This is a genomic window from Pseudoalteromonas apostichopi, assembly GCF_030297135.1.
Classification (GTDB): Bacteria; Pseudomonadota; Gammaproteobacteria; order Enterobacterales; family Alteromonadaceae; genus Pseudoalteromonas; species Pseudoalteromonas apostichopi.
The window spans coordinates 2,945,222-2,957,929 of sequence record NZ_AP028065.1 but is presented as its reverse complement, the minus strand read 5'-3'; the positions used below and the strand labels follow the sequence as shown (position 1 = coordinate 2,957,929).

Below are 12,708 nucleotides of genomic sequence, written 5' to 3'. Positions count from 1 at the left end.
GCAATTAGATAAATACTCAATTCCATCATACAACGCTGCCTAAGTTAGTTTTAAACTGTTAAGCAGAGTCTTTGAACGGGAATTAATTACTGTTATCGTTTATTTCTTGCTTATAAATAAATGTCTGTTGTGTTTTAAATCCAAAGCCAATTGGCACTGCATCACTCACTAATTTGATTTTACCATCTTCAATTGTAAGCCCTGGACCTAAAATTTCTTGAACCTTAAACGGGTTTTGCTCACCTTTAATACCTGGTCCTATAGACAAGAATTGGCTTTGCTCTTTTACCTTTTCACTTGTATTGTCATCGCAGAAACCATCACTATTACCATCGACACAGCTATCGCCTATACCAAAGTAGAGCTGAGGTGTGTCAGGCACATCATTAGAAGTAGTGAATTTTAAGTTATCATATACCTTAGTGCCGTAATGTAAGTGGAAAGCATACAAGCTACCAGAGCCCCCGGTAAGTGAACATTGATTTACTAAATCAGTAGTGGATGCTGGTGAAAAACTTGTAAAGTAAGCAACGCCACCTATTACGGTACTTGCCGCTAGTGACTTTTCACCGGTAGTTGGTAGGTTATAATACCAACCGCTAAATTCACCCAGTTCTACTTCAAGCTCAGTAAATTTATCCAGGTCATCTAGTGCATTACCGAATGGATCTGACCCCACATCCATTAAATCAGCTTGAGTGATAGGCGCTGGTACATCCGTTCCCATAAATGACTGAGTTACCGTATTGATATCGCGTATCATAAAAAGCTGATCATTTGTTGCTGTTGATAACGGTTTTGAGCGATTCCCGCTACCTATTAATACGGCATCAAATGGAGTATCAATACGTGTTGTAATTGATTCACCTTGATAAGTTGTTTTAGATACTTTGCTAAACATGGTCCTGGCAATCATAGGCTTATAGAAAAAACGACGATCTTGGGTAGCTAATGTACTGCCTAAACTAGCTAACTTAAAATGTGTCCATGGCTCTGTTGAATCATTATAATTCTCAGATGGCATATCAATTCGCCAAATATCTCCACCTGTATCTGTTGCGTATAAACGATCAACATAACCATCGTAGTCAGAATCTAAAACCGTTATATCTGAGGCAATACTGTGATTACCTGTAAATCCATTTTCATTTGGCGTTAAGGCCCATATTTTCTTTCCTGTTTCGGCATCAACAATAAAAACGCCTCGTCCTTTACTATCGTTTGTACGAATAACATTATCTTTGTTGGTATCATAACCTGCACCAAATATAAGCACCGGTTTATCTTTGTATCCACTTAAGTTAATGTACGTCACCGTTGGCTTAGACCATGTTTGTGCCAGCTCTGAAAAGTCGCCTGTTCCACCTGTAATAGGCTCATCCCATAATAATTTGGGAGAATCAGGATTAGTAATATCAAGGCCATAATACTTGTTACCACCTCGTCTTAGGCCAAAAAATGCCCAAACACGATCTGAGTCATTAACTATCCCATCATTATTTTTATCATCAAAAAATATTGAAATTGGCCCGTCAACACCATAGACCTTTGTATCTGCTTGATTCTCACGAAGTGGCTTTATAATTTTATATAAGCTTCTAGGGATAAATGCCCAGCTTTCACTTAGTACATCATTTTTATCTTGAAACATATGCAAATAACCTGCATTAGTTCCGATTAAAATACGGATATCATCATTTCCATAATCAATCGTTACAGGTTTTGAATGTAGTGGATCACCAAAGATATCTTTGCGCGAATCAGTTGTTGAACCATCTTTATCTTCATCATCAATATCAAGACCTCTTGACCAATTTATAAGATCCTCAACTTCATTGGCGTCCGCTTCAAAATCGACTGCTGCTTTTGCTATTGTTCCATAATGAAAAACAACTCGGTAACGTGTGAAATTAAGTAATCGGCCATTAACATTGGTGATAACCTTTCTGCCTTGATTAGGAACGCTTGAAGAATTAGAAAGATATAAGTTCACGCCACCTAGCTCTACTGAATTGCCATCAGCATTTTCACCACTTGGTAACCAAAATGTTTTTGCATTTTTATCTATAAGACCATCTTCATTTAGAGCCTGTTTACCATCTTTATCAATAATTTGGTCACCAGACACTTTTAACTTTTTCAAGTTACCACGCCAACGAGCTCCTGTTTTAGGATAAAACATCGCATAATAAATTGATTCTCGGCTGCGAGTTTGATCTACGTTGTTACTCGCTACAGAGGGAGCTGTAAAACTGTCATTGACCTCTCGAATTTGAGTTATGGTATTTTTTAAAGCCTCTGATAATTGATCAGAGGTATTGGCATGAAGGTACTTACCACCTCCAAGGCGAGCGGTTTCAGACAACAAACGTTTACCATTGTCACTCATTCCAGAGCCAAAACCTATGGTGTAAACCCGACCTGTTTCATGAATTTCGGAAGTATCTGGACGTAGATCAACTTCAACATTGTCAGTTCCATGGATAATTTTTGCAAGCTTGTGCAAATACACACCAGCAATTTTATCGCTATCTGATAGAGAGCTACCGAAATACGACTTGTGTAAACTGCTTATGTTTGAGTCTTGCTCATTATCAGAGCCCGCAGATGGGTCACCATCAGTCATGTAAATTACATTAACTGAGTTATCACAGCGCTTTACTTCATCAGGGTTATCAAAAGGAGAGATATAAGTGTAATTAGTAACTGTTTCATTTTCCCACCAGCACCCCCACCAGTTACACTTCCTGACTCTATTTGTTGTTGATGTTTTACTTTCTACAGAAGTATCGCGAAATAGCTCATTAACTTTCTCGCCATAATATAAACTTTGCCCAGTAATATATAGATACGCTTCCCAGAGAGTTTCAGTTAGCGGTGTCCCTCCATCAGCAGGTAAATTGGCGATCGTCGTTTTCAGCGTTGACATTGGCGAACCAATACCCGCTAGTACATAACCACCGCTAGTACTATTAAAACGCATAAGACCAAAATCAATATCATCATTACCATCTACAAGTTTAGTTATCGCATCTTGTGCAACGCCTAATCGGCTATCGCTGCACAAAATATAGCCACCAGAATAACCGCAACTATTACCTGAGCTGGTTGAAAACGCCATACTACCTGAGGTGTCAAAAACAATGAGTACGCGTGGTTTTTCATCTAAATCAACATTGTGATTAACATACAATTCGATGTCTTCCGCATGGGTCATCATACTGAAAATCACAGCACAATTTAGCAAGAGTTTGCTAATTAATTTTCCTATTTTCATCACAAAACCCAACTCGATGCCAATGTTAAAAAAGAGTGCAGTTCAAGTAGCCCAATGCTTAACTTACTTGCCTGCAATTGTTCATAGTACTAGGTTATTTTTCAAACTTAAAATCTAGTTACTCTTTGATAAAGATATAACTTAATATGTATAATTAAAACTAAAATCTAGATTACATTAATTATAACCAATTATATTGAATTAAAACATAAGTACTGAAATTTGTTTATAGAAAACACCACTTTTTAATACAGACATTCACTACAATAAACATTTAACCATTTGAAAAAGTATTCATTAGCTATAAGTAACATTCAAAGGGTTAGTTAACACCTTAAAAAAGCAGTAAAAAATAACCAAAAAACAAAACCCAAACAACCTAAAAGGATTATTTTCATATTCCAGTAGATATTAATTTATAAACCCAAAGGCCTCACAAGAATATTATAATGGTATTTAACATCCCAAAAAGAGAGAAATAACACCACAAATAAAGGTTATCATCAGCAATCAATTATAAACCATTAATTTTCACTGACTTTGGTCAAACCTTTCTTGTTTATATATATAAGTTTGTTGAACTTCAAATCCAAGCCGATCATTACTGACTAATTTGACTTTACCATTTTCAATATTCAATCCGGGACCCAAAACCCCTTTTGCCACAAATGGCGCTTTTTCACCAATGATTCCAGTTCCAATCAACATGAACTGGCTTTCACCTTTATCATTTTCACCGAAAAATAATTGCGGTGTATCAGGTACATCATTCCCAGTTTCGTACTTAAGTTCATCATATACTTTTGTTCCATAATGCAAGTGAAAAGCATAGAGCCCCCCACTTCCCCCGCTTAGACTACATTGGTCTGTAATATTACTTGTCGAACCCGGTGAAAAACTTGTAAAGTAGGCGACACCACCCACAACAGTACTTGCGGCTAACGATTTTTCTCCTTTTATCGGCAAGTTATAATACCAACCATGAAAACGAGATAACTCAATTTCAAGGTTAACAAAGCCTTTAATATCATCTAGTTGCTTGGCAAATGGATCAGAACTTACATTCATTAAATCAGAGTGAGTAATTGTAGTAGGGACATTATTCCCAGTGAAAGACTTAGTCACAGTATTTATATCCCGGATCATAAATAACTGATCTTTTACCGATGTCAAAGTCGGCTTTGCACGGTTCCCACTGCCTATTAAAACCGCATCAAACGGAGTATCTAAACGTGTTATTGTTGACTTACCATTAACAACAACCTCAGAAACTTTACTGTACACACTTCTTGCAATAGTTGGTTTATAGAAGAAACGCCGATCTGTACTAGCATAAGTACCTCCAAGGCTCGCTAACTTGAAGTGTGTCCAATTATTGGAGTTATCTGTAGCCATATCAATTCGCCAAATATCTCCACCTGTGTCGCTCGCATACAAACGATCTATATAACCATCATAGTCAGAGTCAACAAGAGCAATATCAGAAGCTATACTGTGCTTTCCTTGGAAACCATTTTGCGATGGTGTCAGCGCCCAGATTTTTTTTCCTGTCTCTGCATCAACAATATATATTCCCCTTCCTTTAGAGTCTGATGAACGTTGTCTATTATCTTTGTTGGTATCATAGCCCGCACCAAAGATGAGTACAGGACGGTCTTTATAGCCTCGCAAATTTATATAGGCTACTTGTGCTTTAGACCATGTTTGAGCTAGTTCTTGAAAATCACCAGAACCGCCAACAATTGGTCCCCCCCACAATACTTTTGGTGAATCAGGCTTTGTAATATCAAGTCCGTAGTAATTATTACCGCCTCGCCTTAAACCAAAAAATGCCCAAACTCGATCACCTTTACCAACAATACCATCCTTATTTTTATCATCAAAAAATACCGAGATAGGCCCATCGATACCATAAACTTTATTATTTCTCTGGTTATCTCTCAGCGGTTTTATAATTTTATATAGATGTCTAGGAATGAAAGCCCAACTTTCACTTAACACATCGTTCTTATCTTGAAACATATGTAAGTAGCCAGCATTTGTACCTATTAAAATACGAACGTCATCGTTACCATAATCAATAGTGACAGGCCTAGAGTGAAGTGGGTCACCAAAAATATCTTTTCGTGAGTCAGATGTTGAGTAATCATTATTCTCATCATCTACATCGAGACCTCTTGACCAATTAATTAAATCTTCAACTTCTTCTGGTTTTGCTTCAAAAACTGCAGCAGCCTTTGCAATTGTATTATAGTGATAAACAACACGGTAGCGGGTAAAGTTAAGCATACGCCCACTAAGGTTACTTAAAACTTTGCGTCCACCTTTTGGTAAACTTGAAATACTTGATAAGTAAAGGTTGACCCCACCTAATTCAACAGAATTACCATCAGGGCTCTCTTCATCTGGAAGCCAAAATGTTCTTGCATTCTTAGCAATTAGTCCTTGAGTATTCAATGCAGACTTACCAGTTGCATCAACGATTGAATCACCCGACACTTTCAATTTCTTTAGGTTTCCTCGCCAACGAGCGTTAGTGCTTGGATAGAACATCGTGTAATACAAAGCATCTCTACTACGAGTCTGATCCCTATTATTCGAAGTAATAGCGGGTGCAGTAAAATCTCCACTATCCTCTCTAATGACTGCGAAGGCCTTATCGATTGCTTCAGATAACCCTTTCGCATTATTTGCAAAAAGATATTGGCCGCCACCAAACTCAGCAGTTTTCGTAAGCAGTGCTTCATTGTTATCAGTGATACCACTGCCAAAACCTACGGTATAAATTACCCCTTGGTCATTTACAGATGATGTTTTGGTATACAAATCAACCTTTACATTCTTTGTTCCATGAATAATTTTTGCTAATGCAGCTAAATGGCTATCTGGTTCATAATCATTCACAGGATAAGAAGGCGCTGTTGTACCAAAATAGTTTCGGTAAATATTTTGTATATAAGCATCACGGCTATTATCCCACTGAGGCTCACCATCAGAAATAAGAATAATATTGACTGTATTATCACACCGTTTATTTGGAGAACTAAAAGGCGACACATATTGCTGATCTTTTTCCGCTGTCGTATCTCGCATTGAAGGATCAATTAGTTTCGCAAAATCAACACTTTGCCCGGTTAAATACCGATAAGTTTCCCATAAAGTCTCTGTGACTGGAGTAGATCCCCCAGCTGATATGTTACTAATAATATTTTTTATTGTTTTGTGATCTGTTCCTAACTTTGCTTTTAAATATCCACCTTCATTCGCTGAAAAACGAAATAAACCAAAATCCATATCGGGGTTGGAGTTAATAACTCTTGTAATTACATTTCGGGCTGCATTTATTCGGCTATCTGGACACTCTAATAAAAAGCTAGTGTATGGATCACGACATTGTAAACCAGTTTCTGCTGAACGGAGCATACTTCCTGATGTATCTAACACAAATAATACTCGTGTCTTTTCAGCTAAATCTTTATCGTAATTTACATATAGCTCTGTATCATCAGCATACCCTGGCACGATAAATACTAAGGCAAATATACACATAAAAAAAAGTAAAATAGTACTGGCTTTCATTTTGCTTTCCTTCTCTAACCACCCGTATTTAGGCTTGCCATTTCTTGGGCAACCCCCGTAGTTATTGTCAGAACATGAGTACTTTTCTTGCCATAAGTTATTGTGCTATTAACCTGAATCATGTTGCATGCTACGCCTGAGGTGAAATTATATTTTCGAGGACAAGGTAAATCTAAGGCACCATTATTTAAGTTAGTCATGGTGTTAGTTGTATTGCCAACCCTTCCAATTACAAAGCCCCCCTCAGGTATTTCTGCAGCTTTCATCAGAAAAGCACTATCGCCGCCTTTTGTGGCCTCTGCTGCAATTACTTGCTGAACATTACCAAATAACTCATTTTCAGCGACTTCACGTTCTTGTACTGCGTTTGTTATTTTTATATCAATAGAACTACTATTCATTAAAGTAACAGCAATCCCTGTAACAGCTACCACCATTATCAATGCTACAATTAATACAACGCCTTGTTGCTTTTTTGCTAAGGTTACATGCGCCATAAATTTGCCCCCACATTGTTAAGCCTAATTGTTGTTGTAAAAAGAGCTCGCCTGTAATTGTCATTAAATTTAAGCACCCTACCGCTAGTACCTTCTCCTAACGTGTATGTTTGATTAGTAACCTTTAAATTTGCATCAGGCATCAGCGTTCTGGCTAATAAAAACACCTGAACCGTTAAAATTCCTCGGCGATTTTCCCAGTCACTTTCTGTCATATCAGTAATACTTTTATAAGTGTCTACACGACTGTTATTAGTCGTATCCAAGCCAAAAACAAAATGTAAATTCTCAACCCCTTCCATGATGGTTTCTTTTCTCATACCTGCATTTACTGTTAGCCTCATTCGTTTTAGAGCGGGTACTTTGACTGTCTTTTTGTTAAAACTAAACGTTTGCTCTGAAATGTAGTAGACATGGTGCCTGTAACGCCAAATTGTTGCATTCCCATTTATTGCGCCTGCAGCTATCGGTCCTCGAGAAAAAAGCCCAAACTCTTGCTCAGCAACAAAATAAAAGTTTCTGTTATTAGTACTGTTAGGTTGGATTTGTAGTCCTTCTAAAAACTTAACCTGTAAAATATCGGAGTTTTGATTAGCATCGTTAATACAGCCTAAAGCATTGGCTGAACTTGCTTCTATTGCATAAACCGAGCGAAAGTTTGTATTTGCATTAGCATCTGGAAAGCTTGCATTGTTCAAGCCTGCTGAACAGTCATTACCTGGGTTATTAACCCGTGTGGTATCAGTGTTATCACTCGAAAACGAGTCTTCATAAAAGGTGCCCCAAAAGCCGATTTGTTCTATATCTCGTTGCATTATATTTAATGCTAAACGACCTGTTTCTTGTAACTCACCAATAGCCATTGTATCTTTTGTAGTTACTTTCATACTGATATAAGTAAACATCACGCCACCAAGAACCAGGCCACCTATAAATAAAGCGACCATTACCTCAACCAGCGTAAATCCATTATGTTTATTCATATCAAGACCTTAAATAGATATAACTATCAAGAACAACCAAACGACGCTTATCAGTAGCAGCGCCACATTTGACAGCATTATTTTCTTTGCTAGCTGATAACTCTTGTCTACCTCGCCAACTGATCACAACTTGAATATTGAACTCATTTGCACTCCCTGCAGCGACAGGGGTGCTACTTATACACACTGTTGCGTCATCTAAAGCACCTGTATTTTCACGGGCTTGAATGGCTCGTATCCACTGTTGTTTATCGAATGCTGCGATTTGTTGCGCAGAACATCTAGCGTTAAGACACGGTTGTACTGCACCAGCCGAAGATTCACTGCTAAATTCTCCATTATACAAACCTGCAAAGCCTGAAGAATCATTAGCTCGCATGCGTTGAATAATGTCATTGCCTAACGCAATTGCAGCAGAGCGTTGCAATGCATCGAAGCTTGCTTGCTTAGCTTTTGCTTGGAGGGCCACAGCGCCTAATAAACCAAAACTTAAAATAACAAAGGCAATAAGTACTTCGATTAAAGTAAAACCTTGCTGGTCAGGATGTTTAAACATGATGAAATTACGGATACTTTTACATACCGTAAGAATAAAAGAACACTAATAAATCACAATCTGAATATGGATAAGCGGTCAAAATGCTCGATAAGCGGTATTCCTCCCTCATTGAAGCTAATACCATTGACCCAGAAAGAGCCAAAACTAATAGGAAAGACTAATTAGGTGACTTTTACTTACCCATCGCAGCTTTAACATTTTTAAGCTCTCGACGACTAACAGCTAACGGCTCTTCAAATTGCTTCATAATCACGGTATGACCACCCGTCAACGAGTTATTAAGACTTACAATATGCTGTGAATTCACAAGCGTGTTGCGATGAATTCGCAGTAACTGTAACGGATAGGTTTGCTCGAGTTGCTTTAAACTCTGTTCAATAAGCGCTTCACCTTTGAAAAATACAACTCGAGTGTATTTTTGTTCAGCGATACAGCATATAACATCATCCACATTTATCCTTCTCAATACGCCAGCAAGTTGATAACTAATATAGTTATTTTCAAGTGGGCTTACTTGAGTCCGGTTTAATTTACTAAGTTGAGCCATTGCTTTGGTTAATGCTTGCTCAGAAACAGGTTTAACTAAATAACCATCAACAGCGAGCTCAAATGCAGTTAACGCATGCTCGGCATGTGCTGTTAAAAACATAACTGCAGGAGGGATAGAAAACTGCTTTAGCTCTGCTGCTACCTCTAACCCAGTCAGCTTAGGCATATTAATATCAAGCATGACTAAATCAGGTTGCAAGCACTTACAAAGCTCTATCGCTTGTTCACCATTACTTGCTTCACCAACCACAGTATAACCCTCATTAGTAGATAATAAACGTTTGATACGTGCCCTTGCTAAAGGCTCATCATCAGCAATCAATACTTTTATCATGCGCCCCTCTGCTTTGGTATAACTAGCTTCACTCTAAAAATTCCATCACGAATAGTAGTCGTAAGTTGCGCTCTTTGATTATAAAACAGCGCCAAGCGCTGACGAATATTATCAAGCGCCATACCATTACCTGTTCGCGAATGGCTCACTTGTGCTGCGACTGGGTTAGTTATAATGAAGGTATAAGCTTTGTCTGATTGATGCATTTCGACCGAGATATTTCCCAGCTCAGCGGGCTCCACACCATAAAATACGGCATTTTCAATAATTGGTTGAATTGTTAAACAGGGAATATCAATATCTGGCAGCGCCTCAGGTAATTTCCAACTTAAAGCTAACCGTTCACCGTAGCGCCAACGTTCAAGTGCTACATACTGTTGGCACAAGGTGATTTCGTCAACAAGCTTAATCGCTTTACCGCTTCGCATAGCTGCCTGTGATAGCGCCGCCAGTGCTAAAATTGCCTGCTCTGCGGCGTCAGCATCATAATGTGTAAGCTCAGCGGCCGTATTTAAACTATTAAACAAAAAATGGGGCCGAATTCTTGCTTGCAATGCATCTAGCTCAGCCTGAGCTAACGCTTTAGTTTGCAGCTCTTTTTGATTATGAATATGCAAAAACTGACCAAATAGTGCCGCTACTAAAAACACAATTAGTAGGTTACTGCCAATAAAGTTTGCTCTCGACTCCATAGAAAAAACATCTGAAAATAGAGTCAAAAACAGCCAGCTATAAACGTAAGTTAATCCAAGTAAGGATAAAATTAAAATGGTCAGCTGATGCGTCTGTGATAGCTTTATGAGTATAACTCGACTCAAATAAAGTAAAGATAAACTAGAAAGAAAGATAAGGTGTAAAAAGCAGCTAAATATTGCAAGACGTGACCACACATCACCTAAACTCATTGGCGAGAAAGCGAGTAAAATAGCAATGACTTGGCTGACGATCAGTGTGGCAAGGACACCACGGGATTGAAAAAGAGCCGCAATCAGCAAGCCGTTTGAATTTGGCTGTTTGCTCATGGGCTCCTCTTTTATTGTTGTCTACTAACTGTTTAGATTAGCGTAGCTCAACGGGAACAGCAAATACTATGTTCTCTTCTTCACCTGGATTTTCAACAACTTGATTACCACCTAATTCTTTTAGACGTGCAATTACCTGCTGAACTAAAACTTCTGGTGCAGATGCGCCTGCAGTGACACCGACAGCATTTACATTGTTAAACCAATCAGCTTCAACATTACTCGCATCATCGATTAAATAAGCGGTCGTTCCCATTTTGTCAGCAAGCTCACGTAAACGATTTGAGTTAGAGCTATTTTTAGCCCCCACAACAAGCAGTACATCTACTTTATCTGCCAAGTCACGAACGGCATCTTGACGGTTTTGCGTAGCATAACAAATGTCATCTTTACGCGGACCATCAATCGCCGGAAACTTAGTACGAAGTGCATCAATCACATCTGCCGTATCATCAACAGATAAGGTTGTTTGGCTACAGTAAAACAGATTTTCAGGGTTTTTAACCGTTAAGCTAGCAACATCCTCAGGGGTTTCTACTAAATAAATACCACCCTTTTCGTTGTCATACTGCCCCATTGTACCTTCGACTTCAGGGTGCCCATGGTGACCGATTAACACGCACTCAGTCCCTTTGCGGCTTGCACGTGTTACTTCCATATGTACTTTTGTTACTAGTGGGCAAGTTGCATCAAACACTTTGAGATCACGACGTTTTGCTTCGTTGCGAACAGCTTGCGATACACCATGAGCGCTAAAAATGACAATGCTGTCGTCAGGCACCTGATCTAGCTCTTCAACAAATACTGCACCACGATTTTTAAGTCCATCAACAACATATCGATTATGAACCACTTCATGGCGCACATAGATAGGTTTTTCAAAGATATCAAGTGCACGTTCCACAATACTAATTGCACGATCAACACCGGCACAAAAACCACGTGGATTTGCTAATAAAATATCCATTAACCTGTTACCTCTAAAATATCGACTTCAAAGGTTAAGCGTTGTCCCGCAAGTGGGTGATTAAAGTCAATCGTGACAGAGTCACCTTGCACTTCACGAACAAGTCCTGGTAATTCAGTACCATCAGGCTGAGTAAAAGCTATAATATTACCTACTTCAGCAGGGGTCTCTGCACCAAACTTGCTGCGGTCTACATAATAAATGTTATCTGGATTTGGCTGACCAAATGCATCCTCTGGCTCCAACGCAAATGACTTACTGTCACCAGCAGCTAAACCTAGTAAACATTTTTCAAAGTTTTCTGTTAGGCTACCATCACCCATTCGCAATTTTGCAGGTTTATTATGCACCTTAGTTGAATCGGCTGCTGAGCCATCCTCTAATTTAATTGAGAAATGAAAGATCACTTCAGAGTTTTCACCAATTACAGCTTGGCTCATGCTTGTTGCTCCTTAGGACTTTCGCCTGTGAAGGCATCAAATAAAAGTAATGCGGCACCGATGCAAATTGCACAATCGGCAATATTAAAAACAGGAAAGTGCCAATTTTCATAATATACGTGTAAGAAGTCAATAACATAGCCATAAGCGATGCGGTCGTATAAATTGCCAATCGCGCCGGCTAACACTAACGCATAAGCAGAACACAAGACCTTGTTCGTCGCTGGTAAGCGTTTAAGCCACCACACTAATAACACACTGATCGACACAGCAATCAAACTAAAAAACCAGCGCTGCCAACCACCAGAATCACTTAAAAAGCTAAATGCTGCACCATAGTTATGTACATAGGTGAAATTAAAGAACGGCAGAATATCTATCGACTCTTTGTAGGCCATGGTATTAACGACAAGTGTTTTTGTCGCATGGTCTACTACTAAAAGTAGTAGACTCAGCCATAACCAAACCAAGCCACTTTTTCCGGCTAGTTTGCTCACTAAC

10 protein-coding genes are annotated in these 12,708 nt (G+C 38.7%); all 10 read right to left on the bottom strand.

The window, feature by feature from the left end:
- Positions 1-82 precede the first annotated feature (82 nt).
- Entirely contained in the window at positions 83-3,277 is a 3,195-nt protein-coding gene (locus QUE86_RS13305) for a pilus assembly protein (RefSeq protein WP_130051912.1), read from the bottom strand.
- Between the two features lie 531 nt (positions 3,278-3,808).
- The gene (locus QUE86_RS13300; RefSeq protein ID WP_286257770.1) at positions 3,809-6,856 is read right to left on the bottom strand and encodes a PilC/PilY family type IV pilus protein; all 3,048 of its coding nucleotides are present in this window, start codon (positions 6,854-6,856) and stop codon (positions 3,809-3,811) included.
- A gap of 14 nt (positions 6,857-6,870) precedes the next feature.
- The gene (locus QUE86_RS13295; RefSeq protein ID WP_130051913.1) at positions 6,871-7,353 is read right to left on the bottom strand and encodes a pilus assembly PilX family protein; all 483 of its coding nucleotides are present in this window, start codon (positions 7,351-7,353) and stop codon (positions 6,871-6,873) included.
- Positions 7,341-8,336 carry a PilW family protein gene (locus QUE86_RS13290; RefSeq protein WP_256854720.1) on the bottom strand — a complete coding sequence of 332 codons (996 nt, stop codon included), beginning with the start codon at positions 8,334-8,336 and terminating at the stop codon, positions 7,341-7,343. The genes QUE86_RS13295 and QUE86_RS13290 overlap by 13 nt, the downstream gene beginning before the upstream one ends.
- Position 8,337: 1 nt before the next feature.
- Positions 8,338-8,892 carry a type IV pilus modification protein PilV gene (gene pilV, locus QUE86_RS13285; protein ID WP_167658481.1) on the bottom strand — a complete coding sequence of 185 codons (555 nt, stop codon included), beginning with the start codon at positions 8,890-8,892 and terminating at the stop codon, positions 8,338-8,340.
- Between the two features lie 175 nt (positions 8,893-9,067).
- The gene (locus tag QUE86_RS13280; protein ID WP_175580442.1) at positions 9,068-9,778 is read right to left on the bottom strand and encodes a LytR/AlgR family response regulator transcription factor; all 711 of its coding nucleotides are present in this window, start codon (positions 9,776-9,778) and stop codon (positions 9,068-9,070) included.
- On the bottom strand, positions 9,775-10,800 hold the full coding sequence (locus QUE86_RS13275; protein WP_130051916.1) for a sensor histidine kinase: 1,026 nt from the start codon (positions 10,798-10,800) through the stop codon (positions 9,775-9,777). The genes QUE86_RS13280 and QUE86_RS13275 overlap by 4 nt, the downstream gene beginning before the upstream one ends.
- Positions 10,801-10,837: 37 nt before the next feature.
- A complete protein-coding gene (gene ispH, locus QUE86_RS13270; protein WP_130051917.1) occupies positions 10,838-11,767 on the bottom strand; it encodes a 4-hydroxy-3-methylbut-2-enyl diphosphate reductase in 930 nt (309 codons plus the stop codon).
- Positions 11,767-12,207, bottom strand: a complete 441-nt coding sequence (gene fkpB, locus QUE86_RS13265; RefSeq protein ID WP_130051918.1) for an FKBP-type peptidyl-prolyl cis-trans isomerase — start codon at positions 12,205-12,207, stop codon at positions 11,767-11,769. The genes ispH and fkpB overlap by 1 nt, the downstream gene beginning before the upstream one ends.
- Entirely contained in the window at positions 12,204-12,704 is a 501-nt protein-coding gene (gene lspA / locus QUE86_RS13260) for a signal peptidase II (RefSeq protein WP_130051919.1), read from the bottom strand. Before lspA ends, fkpB begins: the two co-directional genes overlap by 4 nt.
- Positions 12,705-12,708: the final 4 nt, after the last annotated feature.

Excerpts from the sequence above, each read along its gene's own strand:
- fkpB (WP_130051918.1), bottom strand. The coding sequence starts at position 12,207 with ATGAGCCAAGCTGTAATTGGTGAAAACTCTGAAGTGATCTTTCATTTC.
- QUE86_RS13290 (WP_256854720.1), bottom strand. The coding sequence starts at position 8,336 with ATGAATAAACATAATGGATTTACGCTGGTTGAGGTAATGGTCGCTTTA.
- QUE86_RS13300 (WP_286257770.1), bottom strand. The coding sequence starts at position 6,856 with ATGAAAGCCAGTACTATTTTACTTTTTTTTATGTGTATATTTGCCTTA.
- ispH (WP_130051917.1), bottom strand. The coding sequence starts at position 11,767 with ATGGATATTTTATTAGCAAATCCACGTGGTTTTTGTGCCGGTGTTGAT.
- QUE86_RS13305 (WP_130051912.1), bottom strand. The coding sequence starts at position 3,277 with ATGAAAATAGGAAAATTAATTAGCAAACTCTTGCTAAATTGTGCTGTG.
- pilV (WP_167658481.1), bottom strand. The coding sequence starts at position 8,892 with ATGTTTAAACATCCTGACCAGCAAGGTTTTACTTTAATCGAAGTACTT.
- QUE86_RS13275 (WP_130051916.1), bottom strand. The coding sequence starts at position 10,800 with ATGAGCAAACAGCCAAATTCAAACGGCTTGCTGATTGCGGCTCTTTTT.
- QUE86_RS13295 (WP_130051913.1), bottom strand. The coding sequence starts at position 7,353 with ATGGCGCATGTAACCTTAGCAAAAAAGCAACAAGGCGTTGTATTAATT.
- QUE86_RS13280 (WP_175580442.1), bottom strand. The coding sequence starts at position 9,778 with ATGATAAAAGTATTGATTGCTGATGATGAGCCTTTAGCAAGGGCACGT.